General features: G+C 71.8%; 19 protein-coding genes and 2 pseudogenes. 15 read left to right on the top strand and 6 right to left on the bottom strand.

All coding sequences use genetic code 11. The features are described from left to right. Window positions 1–52: 52 nt before the first annotated feature. Window positions 53–1,302, bottom strand: a pseudogene (locus IE142_RS15410) (IS4 family transposase). 554 nt (window positions 1,303–1,856) lie between these two features. On the opposite strand from IE142_RS15410, the gene IE142_RS15405 reads away from it, so the two are divergent. Beyond that, the gene (locus tag IE142_RS15405) at window positions 1,857–2,843 is read left to right on the top strand and encodes an NAD-dependent epimerase/dehydratase family protein (protein WP_191886297.1); all 987 of its coding nucleotides are present in this window, start codon (window positions 1,857–1,859) and stop codon (window positions 2,841–2,843) included. Window positions 2,844–3,043: 200 nt separating this feature from the next. Further along, window positions 3,044–3,293 (top strand): annotated as a pseudogene (locus IE142_RS38750) (transposase); the annotation flags it as partial. Window positions 3,294–3,380: 87 nt separating this feature from the next. Here the strand turns inward: IE142_RS38750 and IE142_RS15400 are convergent. After that, window positions 3,381–3,662: a type II toxin-antitoxin system Phd/YefM family antitoxin gene (locus tag IE142_RS15400; protein ID WP_191886296.1), complete on the bottom strand. Its 282-nt coding sequence runs from the start codon at window positions 3,660–3,662 to the stop codon at window positions 3,381–3,383. 208 nt (window positions 3,663–3,870) lie between these two features. On the opposite strand from IE142_RS15400, the gene IE142_RS15395 reads away from it, so the two are divergent. The 3 genes from IE142_RS15395 to IE142_RS15385 all read left to right on the top strand — a co-directional run bounded on the left by IE142_RS15395 (window position 3,871) and on the right by IE142_RS15385 (window position 5,814). Beyond that, window positions 3,871–4,506: an ATP-dependent Clp protease proteolytic subunit gene (locus IE142_RS15395; RefSeq protein WP_191886295.1), complete on the top strand. Its 636-nt coding sequence runs from the start codon at window positions 3,871–3,873 to the stop codon at window positions 4,504–4,506. Between the two features lie 7 nt (window positions 4,507–4,513). Next, window positions 4,514–4,822, top strand: coding sequence for a hypothetical protein (locus IE142_RS15390; RefSeq protein ID WP_191886294.1), 309 nt, complete (start codon window positions 4,514–4,516; stop codon window positions 4,820–4,822). A gap of 518 nt (window positions 4,823–5,340) precedes the next feature. After that, entirely contained in the window at window positions 5,341–5,814 is a 474-nt protein-coding gene (locus tag IE142_RS15385) for a C40 family peptidase (protein ID WP_191886293.1), read from the top strand. Window positions 5,815–5,939: 125 nt separating this feature from the next. Here the strand turns inward: IE142_RS15385 and IE142_RS15380 are convergent, their stop codons facing one another. Further along, window positions 5,940–6,431, bottom strand: a complete 492-nt coding sequence (locus IE142_RS15380; RefSeq protein WP_191886292.1) for an ATP-binding protein — start codon at window positions 6,429–6,431, stop codon at window positions 5,940–5,942. Between the two features lie 213 nt (window positions 6,432–6,644). On the opposite strand from IE142_RS15380, the gene IE142_RS15375 reads away from it, so the two are divergent. Together IE142_RS15375 and IE142_RS15370 are read left to right on the top strand one after the other, a co-directional pair. Further along, complete coding sequence (locus IE142_RS15375) at window positions 6,645–7,505, top strand: helix-turn-helix domain-containing protein (RefSeq protein WP_191886291.1); 861 nt, start codon at window positions 6,645–6,647, stop codon at window positions 7,503–7,505. 9 nt (window positions 7,506–7,514) lie between these two features. Beyond that, window positions 7,515–7,769 (top strand): DUF397 domain-containing protein, encoded by a 255-nt coding sequence (locus IE142_RS15370; RefSeq protein ID WP_191886290.1) that lies wholly within the window; start codon window positions 7,515–7,517, stop codon window positions 7,767–7,769. 42 nt (window positions 7,770–7,811) lie between these two features. Here IE142_RS15370 and IE142_RS15365 read toward each other — a convergent pair whose 3' ends face one another. After that, window positions 7,812–8,939 carry an 8-amino-7-oxononanoate synthase gene (locus IE142_RS15365; protein ID WP_191886289.1) on the bottom strand — a complete coding sequence of 376 codons (1,128 nt, stop codon included), beginning with the start codon at window positions 8,937–8,939 and terminating at the stop codon, window positions 7,812–7,814. Window positions 8,940–9,089: 150 nt separating this feature from the next. On the opposite strand from IE142_RS15365, the gene bioB reads away from it, so the two are divergent. From bioB to IE142_RS15345, 4 genes are all read left to right on the top strand, one after another. Next, on the top strand, window positions 9,090–10,328 hold the full coding sequence (gene bioB, locus IE142_RS15360) for a biotin synthase BioB (RefSeq protein ID WP_191886288.1): 1,239 nt from the start codon (window positions 9,090–9,092) through the stop codon (window positions 10,326–10,328). Next, window positions 10,321–11,607: an adenosylmethionine--8-amino-7-oxononanoate transaminase gene (locus tag IE142_RS15355; protein ID WP_191886287.1), complete on the top strand. Its 1,287-nt coding sequence runs from the start codon at window positions 10,321–10,323 to the stop codon at window positions 11,605–11,607. The genes bioB and IE142_RS15355 overlap by 8 nt, the downstream gene beginning before the upstream one ends. A gap of 1 nt (window position 11,608) precedes the next feature. Continuing rightward, window positions 11,609–12,325, top strand: a complete 717-nt coding sequence (bioD, locus tag IE142_RS15350; RefSeq protein ID WP_191886286.1) for a dethiobiotin synthase — start codon at window positions 11,609–11,611, stop codon at window positions 12,323–12,325. A gap of 135 nt (window positions 12,326–12,460) precedes the next feature. Further along, window positions 12,461–13,150, top strand: a complete 690-nt coding sequence (locus IE142_RS15345) for a class I SAM-dependent methyltransferase (RefSeq protein WP_191886285.1) — start codon at window positions 12,461–12,463, stop codon at window positions 13,148–13,150. Here the strand turns inward: IE142_RS15345 and IE142_RS15340 are convergent, their stop codons facing one another. Together IE142_RS15340 and IE142_RS15335 are read right to left on the bottom strand one after the other, a co-directional pair. Further along, on the bottom strand, window positions 13,151–13,525 hold the full coding sequence (locus IE142_RS15340) for a fic family toxin-antitoxin system, toxin component (protein WP_191886284.1): 375 nt from the start codon (window positions 13,523–13,525) through the stop codon (window positions 13,151–13,153). A 19-nt stretch (window positions 13,526–13,544) separates the two neighbouring features. Then, on the bottom strand, window positions 13,545–13,778 hold the full coding sequence (locus IE142_RS15335; RefSeq protein ID WP_191886283.1) for a toxin-antitoxin system HicB family antitoxin: 234 nt from the start codon (window positions 13,776–13,778) through the stop codon (window positions 13,545–13,547). 121 nt (window positions 13,779–13,899) lie between these two features. On the opposite strand from IE142_RS15335, the gene IE142_RS15330 reads away from it, so the two are divergent. From IE142_RS15330 to IE142_RS15315, 4 genes are all read left to right on the top strand, one after another. Then, the gene (locus IE142_RS15330; RefSeq protein ID WP_191886282.1) at window positions 13,900–14,790 is read left to right on the top strand and encodes an LLM class F420-dependent oxidoreductase; all 891 of its coding nucleotides are present in this window, start codon (window positions 13,900–13,902) and stop codon (window positions 14,788–14,790) included. A gap of 101 nt (window positions 14,791–14,891) precedes the next feature. Then, the gene (locus IE142_RS15325) at window positions 14,892–15,317 is read left to right on the top strand and encodes a GNAT family N-acetyltransferase (RefSeq protein WP_043375498.1); all 426 of its coding nucleotides are present in this window, start codon (window positions 14,892–14,894) and stop codon (window positions 15,315–15,317) included. A gap of 170 nt (window positions 15,318–15,487) precedes the next feature. After that, a complete protein-coding gene (locus IE142_RS15320; protein ID WP_191886281.1) occupies window positions 15,488–16,831 on the top strand; it encodes a hemolysin family protein in 1,344 nt (447 codons plus the stop codon). Then, complete coding sequence (locus IE142_RS15315) at window positions 16,828–17,841, top strand: hemolysin family protein (protein WP_191886280.1); 1,014 nt, start codon at window positions 16,828–16,830, stop codon at window positions 17,839–17,841. Before IE142_RS15320 ends, IE142_RS15315 begins: the two co-directional genes overlap by 4 nt. Window positions 17,842–17,905 lie beyond the last annotated feature (64 nt).

Raw genomic sequence — 17,905 nt, 5'->3', positions numbered from 1 at the left:
TCGACGCACGCACCGGCCTCGTCGGCCCGCACCGGCGAGCGGTCCACAACGTCTAGGGCAGGAGGCGTTCGGCGATCTCAGCCAGGGTGCGGGCCAGTGCCCGGGCGAGTCGGCCGGGGGAAAACGCCGCCTGGGCCGGGACCTGGCGGCGCACGATCCGCAGGGACCGGGTGAAGGACAGGCGGTCGGGGTCCAGACCTCCGCGCAGGGCGCTCTGGTGCATCAACTGCCGGACGGCGTGGTGCACCAGGAGGAAGCCGTAGATCTCCTGCTCCACACCCCACGGGTATTTCGAGCGCAGGATGAGCTTCGGGCCGCGTTGGTGGGTCTTGATCTCGTCCAGCGTGGTCTCGATCTCCCACCGCTGGGCGTAGAGCGCGGCCAGCTCCCGCGCGGGTGCTTCCTCCGGCTCGAGCAGGCTGGTCAGCAGGCGGTAGACGGTGGCGTCGCCGGTGCGGGTGAGGGTGTACTCGATCACCCGGACCACCACCGGGTTGCGGCGGCTCCTGCGGTCCTTTTCGGCATGGACCGTGCTGAGGTAGGAGCCATCGCCGAGGACCTGGGTGACAGGCAGGACCGCGCTCTTGCGCACGCGCCACAGCAGGTCCGCGCCGCTGTCCCGGGCGGCCTGCCACAACTCGAATCCGTGAAAGCCCCGGTCGGCGAGCAGGAGCATCCCTGCCTGAAGCTGGGGGAACAGCTGCCGGGAGAGTTTCTGCTCGCTCGCCGACTGCGGACCGATGACGGCCCCGAACACCGCGTGGGTGCCGCATTCCGCCAGCGCGACCAGCCGTGCCTGCGGAAAACGCGGCTGCTCCGCGCGTTGAGGCATGGGGGCCGAAGAACTCCTCGTTGGCCGCCGTGTCCGCCACGTCCAAGGTCGTGCCGTCCACCGCGACCAGACGCCAGCGCCGGTACCAGGCACCCGCCGTCTCGGGCACGGCCACCGGCCGGCGGACCCGGGCGAACAACGCCCTCAACGGTTCTGTGCCCAGACGCCGGCGTGCCCGCCCGATCGCGGCGGTCGTCGGCACCCGCCACGTCCGCCGCCCATCACCCAGCCCCTCGCCCAGCAGCCGGGCGACCTCCTCGTATCCCTGCCCGAAGAACAGGCACATCGCGAGAACGAAGTAGACCACCACCCGCGCCGGCAGCAGACGGCTGCGCTGCTCGGTCCGGCCGGTCTCGGCGATCACCTCATCGACCAAATGAGGCGGAAAGCACCTGCGTCAGCACCCCGATCGCGATCCGGTCCGACAACCGCTCATCCGCAGGCGCCCTGACCTGCCCGACCCGCGCCACACAGCAGACGAAGAGGCACAGCCGTCTAAGTCACCGGCATTGCGTCTAGTACTCCAGTGTCACTTCGTGATCGGGTTCTTGGATGCCTCGGCGAGTCGACGTTGGTAGTGGCTGAGGCATGCGGTGGTCCGGTGGCGTCGGTCGGCGAAGACACTGGATCTCGCGCTGACATCGACTTCAACTCACCGAACGGCAGTCTTAGTCTGGGCAACGACGACACGTTCGCCCATGAGGATGCGCGGTTCGAACGGCATCGCGCTGGACGCGCGGTCGCGGGTAGTCCGGGAGGACGGCGGCACCCCAGAGCACCGGGACATCGACGTCGACGCGGCCCTATGAAGGGGCGGTACAACCCAGGTTCAGCTTCGGCGGGGAACTGGCGTCCCAGCGCGGGCCTGCTACCGCTACTTGCAGCGGGGGAACGTCCACACCTTCCAAGGATATGCGTCACCAAGTGGCCACCATTGCCAGAGAGTTGAGATCGATCTGACGGCTGACCATCTGCTGTCAGCGAATCCGCCCGGCCGCGCGGTGATCCCGGTGCTTGTGTCGGTATGGAGATCCTGGTTCTGGGCGGAACGGCATGGGTGGCTCGGGAGCTGTCGCGGCAGGCGATCGAACGCGGTCATCGGGTGACCTGCCTCGCGCGTGGCGAGAGCGGAGAAGTCGCGGACGGAGCGACACTGGTCGCCGCCGACCGGCGCAATCCGTCGGCGTACGAGCCCTTGCTCGACCGCGTATGGGATGCGGTCGTCGAGGTGTCATGGCAGCCGGGCTTCGTTCGTGGAGCGCTCGACGTGCTGGGCAGCAAGGCCGGGCACTGGGTGTACGTCTCGTCCGGCAACGCCTACGCCTCCCACGCCACGCCGGGGGCGGACGAGGCCGCGGCCCTGCTCGCCCCGACCGATCGGAGCGAGGCCGACCGCGAGTTGTACGGCGAGGCGAAGGTCGCCTGCGAGCAGGCGTCGACGGCCGCTGTGGGCGACCGCCTCCTCATCGCACGAGCCGGACTCATCGGCGGCCCGGGCGATCACAGCGGGCGCTCCGGCTACTGGGTCGCCCGCGCCGCACGCGATCCGCGAGGGCCGATGCTGATCCCCGACACACCGGCCATGCCCACCCAGGTGGTCGACGTTCGGGACCTCACCTCCTGGCTGCTCGACGCCGCGGAGACGGGGACCACCGGCACATACAACGCCGTCGGCCCGATCGTTTCGTTCGAAGAGTGGATCGAACTGTCCCGCGCAGCCGGCGGGCACACCGGCCCGGTGGTCACCGCCGAATCGGCGTGGCTGCTCGTCAACGGCGTGGCCCAGTACATGGGGTCCGAATCGCTGGCGATGTGGCTGGTCGAGCCGGGCTGGGAAGGGTGGTCGGCCCGGGACGGGTCCGCGGCGCGCGCCGCGGGGCTGCGTCATCGGCCCCGGGCGGAGATGCTGGCCGACACGCTGCGCTGGGAACGCGAGCAGGGGCTGGACCGGGAACGGCGCGCAGGCCTCAGCGCACAGCGCGAGCGCGAGTTGCTCGACGTCCTCGGCTGACGGCGCTGGACCGGTCTCGCACACCCGAGCGTCTGTACGGACGCCTTCCGTTCTGACTTCGCGATCTCGCGGTGGCCCGGCCGAGAACCGGTATGGCCACCTGCGTGATCATCGGGGGTGTCTGGACTCCTGAAGATCGTGCGGTGGCCGCGGGCCATAGCGTAGACCCTGCCCGCTGGCGGGCGATGTTCGACCAGGTTATGACCCGGATCGCGGGACGGTTCGGGCAGGCGAGTTGAGCCCCGGGCCGCGGCTCGCTCCTACCTGCTCGGGCTGCTGTCGAACGTGGAACGGAAGAACTGCTGGCGGCTGGCCGAACAGGCCGGCCTCGCCCGGCCCGGGCCGATGCAGCGCCTGCTGCGCCACGCCCGCTGGGACGCCGATACGGTCCGCGACGAGGTGCGTGCCTACGCCGCCGAACACCTCGGCGCCGACGACGGTGTCCTGATCGCCACCAGGCAACAGCCCGACGCAGTCACTACCGACGACGAACCGCCGGCGAACCCGCTGAATAGATCACGAAACCGCACTGGAGTACTAGGACGGGTTCGGCCCCCGGTGTTCCGCCGCGATGCCGAAGCGGTGGCCCTCCCGAGGCGCGGAGACGGCGGTGTCGCCGACGCGCGAGACGGAGGTGGCCGCCTGATCCCCGGCCGGCTCCTGCGGGGCCTCCAGTCGCTCGAGGTCGGCGGCGGAGACCAGGGCGACGAGAGGCTTGCCGTGTCGGGTCACGACGACCCGCTCACCGCCGTACACCACCCGGTTGATCAGGTCGGCGAGCTCAGCCCTGGCTTGCGTCACCGGAATCTCGTAGGCCATGTACCCAGCTTACGGCTCGGGCCCCGACCACCGGCCGCGCCACCGAGCGGCGGCGGACGCCGCCCGCCGCCGGCCTGAGGGCCCCGCTCCTGGTGCCGGCGAATGTCCGACGCGCGCACCTCCCACGCAACGTACGTCCTGTACATTTTTTACAGAAACAGCGCAGCCGGAACGCGTCCGTCACGCCTGCTACGAGGAGGGGTTCGTCATGACCCGGCCGTCCGCCCGCCACGTCCTGCCCGAGTTCACCGAGCGCACCGGTGCCGGGCAGCGGACGCTGGACCCGTACTCGAAACTGCTGGAGGAGCGAATCGTCCTCCTCGGGACACCGATCGACGAGACGTCCGCGAACGCCGTGATGGCGCAGTTCATGTACCTGGAGCACCAGGCCCCGGACCGCGACATCGCGCTGTACATCAACTCGCCGGGCGGCTCCTTCACCGCCATGACGGCGATCTACGACACCATGCGCTACATCACCTGCGACGTGGTGACGACCTGCCTGGGACAGGCCGGGGCGTCGGCCGCGGTACTGCTGGCCGCGGGCGCCCCTGGCAAGCGCGCCGCGCTGCCGGGCGCGCGGATGGTGATCCGCCAGCCGGCCCTGACCGGACCCGTTCAGGGGCAGGCCAGTGATCTGGCCATCCAGGCGCACGAGTTGACCCGCGTCCGCGGCCTCCTGGAGGACATCCTCCTTCGGCACACCGGCCGCACCCCGGAGCAGGTGAGCGCGGACATCGAGCGGGACACGTTCCTGGACGCGCGACAGGCCCTGGAGTACGGCCTGGTGGACCTGATCGTGCCCGGCCGCGGGGTCGCGCCCGTCACGCCCGGCGCGAGGTGAACCGCCGATGCTGCCCGACGACCCGCCTCCGCTGCCCGCCCTGACCCGCGCCGAGGCCGAACTGATCGACCGTTACCTGGAGGTCGTCGACTTGCTCGGACGCATCAACCCGGCACTGGACGGCGACACGTACCGTGGACTGCGCGCCGCCCAGGCACTGGTCGGCAGGGCGAGCGCCCTGCGCGATGCACTGGCGCTGATGCACCACAGGGGCGAGACGGAACTGCACGCCACCACGCTCGCCCGGGCACTGCGCGTGCTGGACGGCGAGCGGCGCACGGCGCGGGTCAGCCTCCCGCCGGGTCCGGGCGGTTGAGGGACGCGGCGCCGAAACGGACCAAACGGCGTACCCCCTTTCGGCGTAGGAACACGTCCGATTTCCGGCTGCCCGGGGTTGCGCGACCCGCGCACCCAGAAGCCGGAATGACTCACTCCGCCGCTGGTCCCGGCATCGTCACCGCAACCGACGGGGGCTCGAACAGAGAGCCGTCCACCCGAACGGGTGAGTGGTGAGTAACAACACAAAGGGCACGTCCCGTTGGGAATTTGCCACCGGGCGGGACAAGATCCGTGACTGACGACAAGCCCCCGTCGCAGCGGCGGGGCGGTCCGGGCGGACGCCGAGTCCTGCCGCCGCCCGGACGACCGGTCGACAGGAGTGGATCGGCAGGAGTGGAGGACCCGAGCACGACGGGTCGCCGGAACGGTCGCCTCCGTGAGGCAGGCGCCGGGCCGAGCAGCCCTTGGGGTGAAGCCGCACCCGTGCGGCCGGGCAACTTCGCCAGCCCGAATCCGACAGGTCATCCTTCACAGGCGGCTGACGAAGGGTTGCGCATGTCTGCGCTCAATCGAGTCCCGTCGCTGATGGTCCGTGCCGGTACGGCCTCCGCTCTCACCCTCGCCGCAGTGGGCGGCTCCGTCGTGGTTCCGGGTGTCGCCTCCGAGGCGGCCGCCGCGAGCCATGCGACGAAGGCGCTCCAGATCGCGGCCTCCAAGAAGGGCTCACCCTACAAATGGGGCGCCACCGGACCACGCAGGTTCGACTGCTCCGGGCTGACGCTGTACTCGTTCAACAAGGCCGGCAAGAAGCTGCCGCGCACCGCGGCCCAGCAGTACAACAAGACCCGGCACATTTCGGCCAAGAACCGCAAGGCCGGTGACCTGGTCTTCTTTCACTCGGGCCGCAGTGTCTACCACGTCGGCATCTACGCCGGGAAGGGAAAGATCTGGCACGCCCCGAAGACCGGGGACGTGGTGCGCCTGCAGAAGATCTGGACCGGCAACGTCTGGTACGGCCGGGTCAAGTGACCCGCCCGGGAAGGGCGACGGTGTCCTGATGCGCCGTCGTCTTCCCCGGGTGCCGGGTAGGCGACGGCGTCCTGATGCGCCGTCGTCCTCCCCGGTGCCGGGTACGCGCGCGCCCGTGCCCGCGGTCACCGCCGGGGCTCCTGACGTCCCGCGCTCCGCCCCACGGCCGCGGCCGGTTCGGGAGTCACCGGACGTTCCGGCGGCGTCCAGGGAAGTTCGATGGAGACGGTCTTGCCCCCCTCGCGCGTGGGGCGCACTCTCACCTTGCCGCCGCACTCCGCCGTCAGCCAGCGAATGATCACCAAGCCCCGGCCGTTGTCCTGCTGGACGGCGGCCGGCAGGCGTTTGGGGAAACGCGGATGGCTGTCGGTGACGCCGATGCGCAACCACTCGTCGCGGTCGAGCACGAGGTCCACCGTGAAGGTGGGAGACTGTCCGGAGGTGTGCTGGACCGCGTTGGTGGCCAGCTCGGAGACGATGAGCCGGACGGTCTCGGACACCTCCGCCTCCGCCGGCAGGCCCCACTCCTCCAGCGTGCCGACCACGTAGGTCCGCGCGGCGGCCACCGAGGCCGGATCGCTCGGCAGAGTGACGGATGCTTCCAGATGGTCTGCCATGGCGACGTCGTCCCTTTCCCACGGGACCGCAGTCCGACACGGAGCGGATGGTTCGAGTACGGTCCCGGACTGGTGCTTCGCCGCCAGAGTGCCATCACAGGGGCGCTGGTGGGCGGCGATCCACCAAGATGTGCATATATCTGTCGCTCGAAGCGGTGAACTCTGCGACGGCAGAGCGTATTCGGGCGGCTCATAAGGAGTAAGGAGTGGTCCATGCAGCACGGTCCCGTGGTGCGCCGCCGGAAGCTGGGCGCCGAACTGCGCGCCCTGCGGACGTCGGCGGGGATCACCAGCGGCGAGGCGGCCCGGCTGGTGGGCTGGCACCAGTCGAAGGTCAGCCGGATCGAGACCGGCACGAGCGGGGCGAAACCCGCCGACGTGCGCTCGCTGCTGGACGCCTACGGAGTGGACGATGCCCAGTTGCGGGAGTTGCTGGTGATGCTGGCCGGCACCGAGGATCCGGGCGGCCGCAACCACTGGTGGCACGCCTATCGCGGGGTGCTCCCGCCGACCTACCGCGACTTCATCAGTCTGGAGTCCCAGGCGAGCGCGATGCGCACACTGGAGACCACGGTGGTTCCCGGTCTGTTGCAGACGCCGGAGTACGCCCGCGCGGTGACGCGCGCCGCGGTGGACGGACTGCCCGAGGAGCGGCTCGACACCTTGGTGGAGGTCCGGCTGGCCCGGCAGGACGTGCTGCGGGCCGAGCCGCCCCTGGAACTGAGCGCGGTTCTGGACGAGGCGGTGCTGCGCCGTGAGGTGGGCGGCCCGGAGGTCATGGCCCGCCAGCTGGACCGACTGGTCGAGGCCGCGCGCCTGCCCCATGTCCGGCTCCGGGTACTGCCGTTCGCCGCCGGGGCGCACATCGGTGTCACCGGCCCTTTCGTAATCTTTTCATTTTCGAACACTTCTGATCTCGACGTGGTTGTTCTCGACCACTTGACGAGTAGCCTGCACCTCGAACGGAAAGAAGACCTAGAGGCCTACACCGAGGCCTTCAACGCCCTTCTATTCCATGCCCTTTCGCCCGAGGACTCGTTGGACTTCATCGCCGCGACCGCGGCAGGCGCGTAAGGAGGCACCATGTCAGGCACCACGTCAGGCTCCGCGACGGCACGTGTGCGGAGCGTCCCCGTCAGTACCGAGCTGCCCGGTGTGCGGTGGTTGCGCAGCAGCTACAGCACCGGAGCGAACAACTGTGTGGAGACGGCCCGGCCGTCGTCCGGCCCCTGGGCCGGACTGCTCGCCGTGCGCGACTCCAAGGCCCCGGCCGGACCCGCGCTGCTCTTCTCCCCCGGGAGCTGGGCGTCGTTCACCGCCGCGGTCCGCCGCGACTGACCCGTCCGGGCATCGGGCGGCGCACGGCCGTGTCACGCCGACTCATGGTCGCGTTTCGCCGATGACCCGTACCGCACGTTCGATCTGTTCCCCGGAGAGGTCCGCACGAGCGGTCAGCCTGAGCCGTGAGATGCCGTCGGGCACGGAAGGAGGTCGGAAGCAACCCACGGCCAGGCCGGCCGCACGGCAGTCGGCCGTCCACCGTACGGCCCCCTCCGGGGAGGGGGCGCGCACCGAGACGACAGCGGCGTCCGGTCGTACCGCGCGGAGCCCCATGACGGTCAGCCGGGCGTACAGTTCCGCCGCCACCGCCCGCGCCCGCGCCGCCCGTTCGGGCTCGCGGCGCAGCAGTCCGAGCGCCGCCAGCGCCCCGCCCGCCGCCGCGGGAGCCAGTCCGGTGTCGAAGATGAACGTCCGGGCCGCGTTCACCAAGTGGTCGATCACCCGGGCGGGACCGAGCACGGCACCGCCCTGACTGCCGAGCGACTTGGACAGCGTCACCGTCACCACGACGTCGTCGGCGCCCGCGAGACCCACCGCCTGCGCGGCCCCACGCCCGCCCTCGCCGAGTACCCCGAGGCCGTGGGCGTCGTCGACGACCAGCCCGGCCCCGTACTCCCGGCACACCCCGGCGAGTTCGGCCAGCGGCGCCGCGTCTCCGTCGACCGAGAAGACCGTGTCGGACACGGCGACGGCGTCACCGTCGTGCGTCGCCAGCGCCTTGCGCACGGCGTCCGGGGCGGCGTGCGCGACGACCTGGGTCGTTCCGCGCGCCAGCCGGCAGCCGTCGATCAGCGAGGCGTGGTTGCCCGCGTCGGAGACGACGAGGGAGCCGTGCGGGGCCAGCGCGGTGACAGCGGCGAGGTTGGCCGCGTAGCCGGAGGAGAAGACGAGCGCGGCCTCGAAGCCGCAGAAGTCGGCCAGTTCGCGTTCGAGCTCGGCGTGCAGCTCGGTCGTGCCGGTCACCAGCCGGGAGCCGGTCGCGCCCGCGCCCCAGCTCCGCGCGGCCCGGGCCGCGCCTTCGGTGACCTCCGGGTGCCGGGCCAGTCCGAGGTAGTCGTTGCTCGCCAGGTCCAGCAGCGGCGAGTCGGCCGGACGGGGGCGCAGGGTCCGTACGAGACCCACCCGGCGACGCGCCCGGGCCTGCTCGTCGATCCAGCCGAACGCCATGGGTAGGTCCTCCGCGGTTTTGTAGGCAATGGACAGACGATAGCGGTACCGCCACCCCCGCGAGGTGTGGCAATACCCACACGGTGATCTGTCAGTGTTGTGCAAACTCTCCTTGGCCCCCGGCGGCCCCTTAGGACAGGATCGGCTCTCATGGACCTGCTGAACACGCTGGTGGACAAGGGGTTTCGGCGCGAGTCGCCGACCCGCGAGGAGGCCCTTGCCGTCCTCGCCACTTCCGACGACGACCTGCTCGATGTGGTGGCCGCGGCCGGCAAGGTGCGCCGGTACTGGTTCGGCCGACGGGTGAAGCTCAACTACCTCGTCAACCTCAAGTCGGGCCTGTGTCCCGAGGACTGCTCCTATTGCTCGCAGCGGCTCGGCTCCAAGGCCGAGATCCTGAAGTACACCTGGCTCAAGCCCGACCAGGCCTCGCAGGCCGCCGCGGCGGGCGTGGCCGGAGGCGCCAAGCGGGTGTGCCTGGTGGCCAGCGGGCGCGGCCCGACCGACCGGGACGTGGACCGGGTCTCGGACACCATCAAGGCCATCAAGGAGCAGCACGAGGCCGTCGAGGTGTGCGCCTGCCTGGGCCTGCTCTCCGACGGCCAGGCGGAGCGGCTGCGCGAGGCCGGCGCCGACGCCTACAACCACAACCTCAACACGTCCGAGGCGACGTACGGGGACATCACGACCACGCACACGTACGCCGATCGGGTGGACACGGTCAACAAGGCGCACGCCGCCGGGCTGTCCGCCTGCTCCGGGCTGATCGCGGGCATGGGCGAGAGCGACGAGGACCTGGTCGACGTGGTCTTCTCGCTGCGCGAACTGGACCCCGACTCGGTGCCGGTCAACTTCCTGATCCCGATGGAGGGCACGCCCCTCGCCAAGGAGTGGCACCTCACCCCGCAGCGGTGCCTGCGCATCCTGGCGATGACGCGGTTCGTCTGCCCGGACGTCGAGGTGCGCATCGCGGGCGGACGCGAGGTCCACCTGCGCACGATGCAGCCGCTGGCCCTGCACCTGGCCAACTCCATCTTCCTCGGCGACTACCTCACCAGCGAGGGGCAGGCCGGCCGGGCCGACCTGGAGATGATCGCGGACGCCGGGTTCGAGGTGGAGGGCGCCGGGGAGGTGACGCTGCCGGAGCACCGGGCCGCGGGCCGGGGCGGGTGCGGGTCGCACAAGGAAGGCGGCGGCTGCGGGTCGCACGGGGAGAGCGGGGCCTGCGGGTCGCCGCACGAGGGCGGGAGCGTCTGCGGTTCAGTCCCGGCTGAGGGGAACTGCGGCTCCGCGGCGTCCGCCGAACCGGCGGTGGCCGGCGAACCCCGTACGGATCTGGTCGCCGTACGCCGCCGTGGAGCCGGAACGGATCTCGCGCCCAATGCCTGAGCCCGGACTGACCGTGGACGAGTTGCTGGCGCTCGACCGGCGGCACGTGTGGCATCCGTACGGCCCGATGCCAGGTCGGCAGGAGCCGCTCGTCGTGGAGTCGGCGAGCGGGGTGCGGCTGCGGCCGGCCGACGGCTCGGGCGAGCTGGTCGACGGCATGTCGTCCTGGTGGTCGGCGATTCACGGGTACAACCACCCGGTGCTCAACGAGGCCGCGCGCGAGCAGCTGGAGCGGATGAGCCACGTGATGTTCGGCGGGCTCACCCACGAGCCCGCCGTGCGGCTGGCGAAACTCCTTGTCGACGTGTCACCGGAAGGGCTGGAGCACGTCTTCCTCGCGGACTCCGGTTCGGTGTCGGTCGAGGTCGCCGTCAAGATGTGCCTGCAGTACTGGCGCTCGCTGGGCCGCCCGGACAAGCGCCGCCTGCTCACCTGGCGCGGTGGCTACCACGGCGACACCTGGCAGCCCATGTCGGTGTGCGACCCCGAGGGCGGGATGCACGAACTGTGGACGGGCGTCCTGCCGCGCCAGGTCTTCGCGGACGCGCCGCCGGCAGAGTTCGAGGAGACGTACGCGGACCGTCTGCGCTCACTGATCGAGCGGCACGCCGACGACCTGGCCGCGGTGATCGTCGAGCCGGTGGTGCAGGGCGCGGGCGGGATGCGGTTCCACTCCCCCGCGTATCTGCGGGTGCTGCGGGAGGCGTGCGACGCGCACGGCGTGCTGCTGGTGTTCGACGAGATCGCGACCGGTTTCGGGCGTACGGGCGCCCTGTTCGCGGCGGAGCACGCGGCGGTGACGCCGGACGTGATGTGCGTGGGCAAGGCCCTGACCGGCGGCTATCTGACGATGGCGGCCACGCTGTGCACGTCCGAGGTGGCCGACGGGATCTCGCGGGGCGAGGTGCCGGTGCTGGCCCACGGACCGACGTTCATGGGCAATCCGCTGGCGGCGGCCGTGGCGTGCGCGTCGATCGGGCTGCTGCTCGGGCAGGACTGGCTCGCGGAGGTCAAGCGGATCGAGGCGGGGCTGCGCGACGGTCTGGCGCCGGCCGCCGGACTGCCGGGCGTGACGGACGTACGCGTCCTCGGGGCGATCGGGGTGGTGCAGCTCGACCACGCCGTCGACATGCGGGCGGCGACGGCCGCGGCGGTGCGCGAGGGCGTGTGGCTGCGGCCGTTCCGCGACCTGATCTACACGATGCCGCCGTACGTCACGGGCGACGCGGACGTGGCACGGATCGCCCGCGCGGTGTGCGCGGCGGCACGGGAGGGATGACATGCCGGTACTGGTGATCACGGGAACGGGCACGGAGATCGGCAAGACGGTCGTGACGGCCGCCGTCGCCGCGACGGCGCTCGCGGCCGGCCGGTCGGTGGCCGTGCTGAAGGCCGCACAGACGGGCGTAGGACCGGACGAACCCGGGGACGCGCGGGAGGTGGCGCGCCTCGCGGGCGCCGTGACGACCGCGGAGGTCGCCCGCTTCCCGGAGCCGCTGGCTCCGGCCACGGCGGCGCGCCGGGCCGGCCGGGCGCCCGTGCGCCCGCACGAGGTGGCGGAGGCCGCGGGGAAACTGGCCACCGAGCACGACCTGGTGCTGGTCGAGGGCGCGGGCGGGCTCCTCGTCCGCTTCGACGCGGAAGGCGGGACCCTGGCGGACGTCGCCGTTCTGCTGGGCGCGCCGGTGCTGCTGGTGGCTCCGGCCGGGCTGGGCGCCCTCAACACCACCGAGCTGACCGCGCGTGAGCTGCGCTTCCGCGGCCTGGAGCTGCCGGGCGTGGTGATCGGCAGCTGGCCCGGAGCCCCGGACCTCGCAGCGCGCTGCAACCTCGCGGACCTCCCCGACGTGGCCGGTGCACCGCTCCTCGGCGCCGTCCCCGCCGGAGCGGCGGCCCTCCCGCCGCCCGCCTTCCGCTCGGCGGCACCGCACTGGCTCGCGCCGCGGCTGGAAGGCACCTGGGACGCGGAGGCGTTCGGGAGGCGTGAGGCGCCCTGAACCGGGGCGGATTTCGGGGTCGGTCCCGGCGCCGGGGCCGACCCGGGCGCCGGGAAAGCGGCCGCCGCGCGGTGGGTGCGAGGCGTGTGTGCGGGGGACAATCGCGGTGAGGCACCACCTCGTGAGGGAGGTCCCATGTCGGTGCGCCCCGGCCGTTCCCGCGCGGTGCCGCGGGACGCCGTGCACCATCCTCTGTTCGCCCGCTGCTACGCCCGGTTCAGTGTGAGCGCCGAGACCCGGACGGGCATGGGCCGCGTCCGCGAGCGGCTGCTCGACGGCCTGTCCGGGCGGGTGATCGAGGTCGGCGCGGGCAACGGGCTGAACTTCTCCCACTACCCGGGCACCGTCTCCGAGGTGGTCGCGATCGAACCGGAGCGCGTGTTGCGGCAGTGGGCAGTGGAAGCGGCGCTGCGCGCCCAGGTGCCGGTGGACGTGGCACCGGGCGCGGCGGAGGCGCTGCCGGTCAAGAGCGAGGCCTTCGACGCGGCCGTGGTGTCGCTGGTGCTGTGCAGTGTCCGCGACGTGCCACGAGCGCTGGGTGAGCTGAGGCGGGTGCTGCGGCCCGGCGGCGAAGTGCGGTTCTTCGAGCACGGCCGGGACGGCGGCCGGGTGATGAGCTTCACCCAGCGCGCACTGGACCGGACGCTGTGGCCCCCGCTGAGCGGAGGCTGTCACCTGTCCCGGGAGCCGGTCGCCGCGCTGCGGGAGGCCGGGTTCACGCTGGGCCCCTACCGGCGGATGAGGATGCCGGAGAACGGACCGGCCCTGCCGAGTTCGTACTGCGTGCTCGGCACGGCGTGGCGCCCGCCCGGCGACGGAGCGTAGTCACGCGCTCCACCGGCGCAGCTCGTCCGCGATGTCGTCGACCGACGCGTCGCCGTTCTTGACCAGCAGGGCCAGGTCCCGCACCTGCTCGGCCGTGGTGACGATCCGGACCCCGCTGGCGACCAGGTAGGCGTAGGCGACCGCCGAGGCGAACAGGGCGTTGGAGCGCTCCAGAGCGGGTACGTGGATCAGCAGCTGGAGGAGGGCGGCCGCGCGGGCGTGCGGACCGTCGTAGACGGGGGTGTCGAGTATCTCGGCCCGGTGGCGGGCGACGGCCGCGACGAGGGCTCCCCAGTCGGTGACCTGGGGGTCTCCGGGGGTGCGCTGTTCGGCCAGCATCAGCAGCCAGGCGAGATCGATCGTGAGGTCGTTCATCCGGGTGGCGTGCGACGGCTCAGCGGCGGACCTGTCCCTCGCCGACCTCCTCGGCGAACACCTTCTCGTACTGCCGCATGAAGTCGGCGGCCGCGTCCACGAAGGTGCGGCCGGCCTCGCCGGTGTCCTGCCGGACCAGTTCTTCGATGTAGCGGTTGACGCTCATCCCCCGCGCCACGGCCCGTTCCCGGGCGGCCCGGGCGGTGCCCTCGTCGACCCGCACGTTCAGCTGGGCCTTCCTGGTCTTCGCCATACCTTGAAGCTAGCGCCGGAACGCTAGCGGCGGCAAGGGCGGCACCATGCATGCCGGCGGCCGAAGCACCTGGGTGATTGACTGCCGGTGACCGGAATTCACGTACGTGACAGGAGAGTTCATGTCGCACTCCTACCGCTTCGGCGTCAACCTGACGATCTCCGCATCGGCCGACGAGTGGAACGCGAAGTGCCGGCGGGCCGAGGAGCTCGGGTACGACGTCATCCAGGTCCCGGACCACCTCGGCATGGTGGCGCCGTTCCCGGCGCTGGTCGCCGCGGCCCGGGCCACCGAGCGCCCCCGGCTGGGGACCTTCGTACTCAACGCCGGCTTCTGGAACCCAGCCCTGCTGGCGCGGGAGGTGGCCACGACGGACGCCTTGACGGGCGGACGCCTTGAACTGGGGCTGGGCACCGGCTACGTACAGGCGGAGCACGACGCGGCGGGGCTGCCGTTCGGCTCGCCGGGCGAGCGGGTCGCCCATCTGCGGCGGACCGTCGAGGAGCTGGAGCGGCTGCTCGGCGACGACGAGTACCTGCCGCGCCCGGCGCAGAAGTCCGGGGTACCGCTGCTGATCGGCGGCAATGGCGACCGGATGCTGGAGCTGACGGCCCGGCACGCCGACATCGCGGCGTTCACGGGCGGGCGTACGGTGCGGGGCAGCACGACGGGACAGCTGGCGCCCATCACCGCCGAGGAGCTCGACGAGCGCGTCGCCCGGTACCGGAAGTTCGCGGCGGACCGCGAGGAACCGGCGGAGCTGAACCTGCTCATCCAGATGGTTGTCGTGTCCGAGGACCGTGAAACCGCCGTCCGCCCCCTCCAGGAGTACGTGCCGCACCTGACCGTGGACCGGCTGCTGGAACTGCCCATCGTCCTGGCCGGGCCCCTGGAGCAGATCACCGCGCAGGTGCGGGCACAGCGCGAGCGCTACGGGTTCACGTACCTGACCGTGCTGGAGCCGTACATGGAGGCTTTCGCTCCGGTGATGCGGGCGCTGCGCGACGCCTGAGGGCCGCACGGTTCCAGCGGACCTGACGGCCCCCATGGTCCCGGCAGTCCGCATGCCGGAATTGGCGGATCGGCGCGCACCGCTCGTGGTGGGATCGCGGCATGACCGATCTGCGCATACGGGCCGCCGGGCCCGAGGACCTGGACTCCGTACTGGCCTTCTGGAAGACGGCCGCCGAGGGCACGAGCATCAGCGACGACCGGGAGGGCGTGGAGCGGCTCGTCGCCCGGGACCCCGAGTCGCTGATCCTCGCCGAGCGGGGCGGGGACCTGGTGGGCACGGTGATCGCCGGCTTCGACGGCTGGCGCTGCCACCTGTACCGGCTGGCCGTGCATCCTGACCACCGGCGACAGGGCATCGCATCGGCCCTGCTGACCGCCGCGGAGGAACGGTTCGTACGGCTCGGCGGGCGCCGCGGGGACGCGATGGTGCTGCTGCGCAACGAGCGGGCACAGCATGCCTGGCGGGCCGCCGGGTACGCGCCCGAGGAACAGTGGCGACGCTGGGTGAAGCCCCTCACCGACTGAAAGGCTGTGACCAACCGGCGCATGAGAGAGCCTCCATCGACGATTCCCGGGCGCCGGCCCCGGCGCCGGCCCCTCGGCGTCCGCGCCGACGCCTCCCTCGGTGCCTCCACCTGCGCACGACACCGCGCGCACCTCCGCGTTCTGGCCGATCATGGATCCGAGGTGACCCGATGACCGAAGTGCTCCTGCTGCTGGTGGCGGTCCTGCTCTCGCTCGCGTGCGGCGCCTTCGTCGCGGCTGAATTCTCGCTGACCACCGTCGAGCGCGGAGAACTGGAACGGGCCGCTCAGCGGGGCGAGCGCGGCGCGACGAGCGCGCTGAAGGCCGTACGGAACCTGACGTTCCAGCTCTCGGGGGCGCAGCTCGGCATCACGGTCACCAACCTGGTGGTCGGCATGCTGGCCGAGCCCTCGGTAGCGGCGCTGATCTCGGGCCCGCTGGAGAGCGCGGGGATGTCGGGTTCGGCCGCTTCCTCGCTGGCGCTGGTGCTGGGCACGGCGCTGTCGACGGTCTTCCTGATGATCGTCGGCGAGCTGGTGCCCAAGAACTGGGCGATCTCCTCGCCGCTGGCCGTCGCCAGGCGGGTGGGCGGTCCGCAGCGCTGGTTCAGCGCAGCCTTCCGGCCCTTCATCACCCACCTGAACAACACGGCCAACCGGCTCGTGCGCCGATTCGGCGTCGAACCCGCCGAGGAGCTGGCGTCCGCCCGCGGGCCGCGGGAACTGGCGGCTCTCGCCCGGCACTCGGCCAAGGAAGGGGCCCTGGAGGCCGACACCGCCGAGTTGTTCGTACGGACGCTGAACCTGGCCGACCTGACCGCGCAGAACGTGATGACCCCGCGCGTCCAGGTCATCGCCCTCGACGCCCGGGCCACCTGCGAGGACGTGGCGAACGCGACGCGGGCGACCGGCCTGTCCCGGTTTCCCGTGTACCGGGACACGCTCGACGCCGTGGTGGGAACCGCGCATGTCAAGGACGTACTGGCGGTGCCCGCCGAGCGGCGGGCGGGGATGCCGGTCGCCGAGCTGATGCGGGAACCGCTGCTGGTCCCGGAGTCGCTGACCGTCGACCGGCTGCTGGACCGGCTCTCCGGGCTGCGCACGATGGCCGTCGTGATCGACGAGTACGGGGGGACGGCGGGCGTGGCGACGCTGGAGGACATCGTCGAGGAGGTCGTCGGCGAGGTGCGGGACGAGCACGATCCGCACGAGACTCCCGAACTGGATGCGGCCGGTACCGATGAGCAGGGCCACGCGCTGTACTGGGCCGACGGCGCGGCACGCGTGGACCGGCTCGCGCGTCTGGGTCTCAGGGCGCCCGAGGGACCGTACGAGACGGTCGCCGGGCTGGTCGCGGCCGGGCTGGGGCGCATCCCCGCCGTCGGCGACGTCCTGGAGGTCGCGGGCTGGCGACTGGACGTCGTGGACGCCACGGGACGCAGGGCGGCCCGGGTGCTGCTGCACGCGCCGCTCGACGACGAGCGTACCGACGACGAAGGGGGGACGGGGCGGTGACCGCGGTACAGCTCCTGATCGGCCTGGCGACGCTCGTCGTCAACGCGTTCTTCGTGGGTGCCGAGTTCGCGCTGATCTCGGTGCGCCGCAGCCAGGTGGAACCGTACGCCGAGGAGGGCGACCGGCGGGCGAAGAGCGTGCTGTGGGGCCTGGAGCACGTGTCGGCGCTGATGGCGGCGGCCCAGCTCGGCATCACCCTGTGCACGCTGGTCCTCGGCGTGGTCGCCGAGCCGGCCATCGCGCACCTGCTGGAGCCGGTGTTCCACGCGGTGGGCGTGCCGTCCGGCGCGGGGCACGCGGTGTCGTTCGTGATCGCCCTCGCGCTGGCGACGTACTTGCACATGCTGCTCGGCGAGATGGTCCCGAAGAACATCGCCCTGGCCGAGCCGGTGCGCAGCGCGCTGCTGCTCGGGCCCCCGCTGGTGGCAGTGTCGCGAGCGCTGCGCCCCGTGATCTTCACGGTCAACGCCTTCGCGAACGTACTGCTCAAGCTGCTCAGGGTGGAGGCGAGGAACGAGGTCTCGGCGACCTTCACGGACGCGGAGCTGGCCGAGATCGTCAAGGACGCCAGTGAGGCCGGGCTGATCGACATCCGGGCCCAGGAGCGGCTGCACGACGCGCTGGAACTGGGCCGGCGGCCGGTGCGGGACGTGGTCCTGCCGCTGGAACACGTCGTCCACGCGCGCGTGGGCATCACTCCGGAGCAGTTGGAGCGGCTGTCGGCGCAGTCCGGGTTCTCCCGCTTCCCCGTCGTGGACGACGGGCGGCGCATCGTCGGGTATCTGCACGTGAAGGACGCCCTGGACGCCTCGCCGCGGGACCTGCCGTTCCGGCTGCGGGACATGCGGCCCATCGCGCGGGTGCGGGAGAGCACCCCGCTCGACGACGTGCTCACCGCGATGCGCCGCAGCCGCACCCATCTGGCGGCCGTCCTCGGGTCCGACGGGCGGCTGGCGGGGCTGGTGACCATGGAGGACGTGCTGAGGGAGCTGTTCGGGCAGCGGACGTGATCCGGTGGGACGGGCGCACGGCGGGACCGGCCGTTCGGACGGCGACGACCGCCGCCCGTCCAGG

Origin of the sequence: Streptomyces mutabilis (assembly GCF_014649815.1) — a bacterium.
Taxonomy (GTDB): Bacteria; Actinomycetota; Actinomycetes; order Streptomycetales; family Streptomycetaceae; genus Streptomyces; species Streptomyces mutabilis.
Note: the sequence above shows the minus strand (reverse complement) of the source record. Positions and strands in the feature narration are given on the sequence as shown.

What these genes read in the sequence shown, in the direction of transcription:
- IE142_RS15375 (WP_191886291.1), top strand. Translation starts at nt 6,645, where the DNA reads ATGCAGCACGGTCCCGTGGTGCGCCGCCGGAAGCTGGGCGCCGAACTG.
- IE142_RS15370 (WP_191886290.1), top strand. Translation starts at nt 7,515, where the DNA reads ATGTCAGGCACCACGTCAGGCTCCGCGACGGCACGTGTGCGGAGCGTC.
- IE142_RS15340 (WP_191886284.1), bottom strand. Translation starts at nt 13,525, where the DNA reads ATGAACGACCTCACGATCGATCTCGCCTGGCTGCTGATGCTGGCCGAA.
- IE142_RS15345 (WP_191886285.1), top strand. Translation starts at nt 12,461, where the DNA reads ATGTCGGTGCGCCCCGGCCGTTCCCGCGCGGTGCCGCGGGACGCCGTG.
- IE142_RS15320 (WP_191886281.1), top strand. Translation starts at nt 15,488, where the DNA reads ATGACCGAAGTGCTCCTGCTGCTGGTGGCGGTCCTGCTCTCGCTCGCG.
- IE142_RS15405 (WP_191886297.1), top strand. Translation starts at nt 1,857, where the DNA reads ATGGAGATCCTGGTTCTGGGCGGAACGGCATGGGTGGCTCGGGAGCTG.
- IE142_RS15380 (WP_191886292.1), bottom strand. Translation starts at nt 6,431, where the DNA reads ATGGCAGACCATCTGGAAGCATCCGTCACTCTGCCGAGCGATCCGGCC.
- IE142_RS15400 (WP_191886296.1), bottom strand. Translation starts at nt 3,662, where the DNA reads ATGGCCTACGAGATTCCGGTGACGCAAGCCAGGGCTGAGCTCGCCGAC.
- bioD (WP_191886286.1), top strand. Translation starts at nt 11,609, where the DNA reads ATGCCGGTACTGGTGATCACGGGAACGGGCACGGAGATCGGCAAGACG.
- IE142_RS15355 (WP_191886287.1), top strand. Translation starts at nt 10,321, where the DNA reads ATGCCTGAGCCCGGACTGACCGTGGACGAGTTGCTGGCGCTCGACCGG.
- IE142_RS15325 (WP_043375498.1), top strand. Translation starts at nt 14,892, where the DNA reads ATGACCGATCTGCGCATACGGGCCGCCGGGCCCGAGGACCTGGACTCC.
- IE142_RS15385 (WP_191886293.1), top strand. Translation starts at nt 5,341, where the DNA reads ATGTCTGCGCTCAATCGAGTCCCGTCGCTGATGGTCCGTGCCGGTACG.
- IE142_RS15335 (WP_191886283.1), bottom strand. Translation starts at nt 13,778, where the DNA reads ATGGCGAAGACCAGGAAGGCCCAGCTGAACGTGCGGGTCGACGAGGGC.
- IE142_RS15390 (WP_191886294.1), top strand. Translation starts at nt 4,514, where the DNA reads ATGCTGCCCGACGACCCGCCTCCGCTGCCCGCCCTGACCCGCGCCGAG.
- bioB (WP_191886288.1), top strand. Translation starts at nt 9,090, where the DNA reads ATGGACCTGCTGAACACGCTGGTGGACAAGGGGTTTCGGCGCGAGTCG.
- IE142_RS15395 (WP_191886295.1), top strand. Translation starts at nt 3,871, where the DNA reads ATGACCCGGCCGTCCGCCCGCCACGTCCTGCCCGAGTTCACCGAGCGC.
- IE142_RS15330 (WP_191886282.1), top strand. Translation starts at nt 13,900, where the DNA reads ATGTCGCACTCCTACCGCTTCGGCGTCAACCTGACGATCTCCGCATCG.
- IE142_RS15365 (WP_191886289.1), bottom strand. Translation starts at nt 8,939, where the DNA reads ATGGCGTTCGGCTGGATCGACGAGCAGGCCCGGGCGCGTCGCCGGGTG.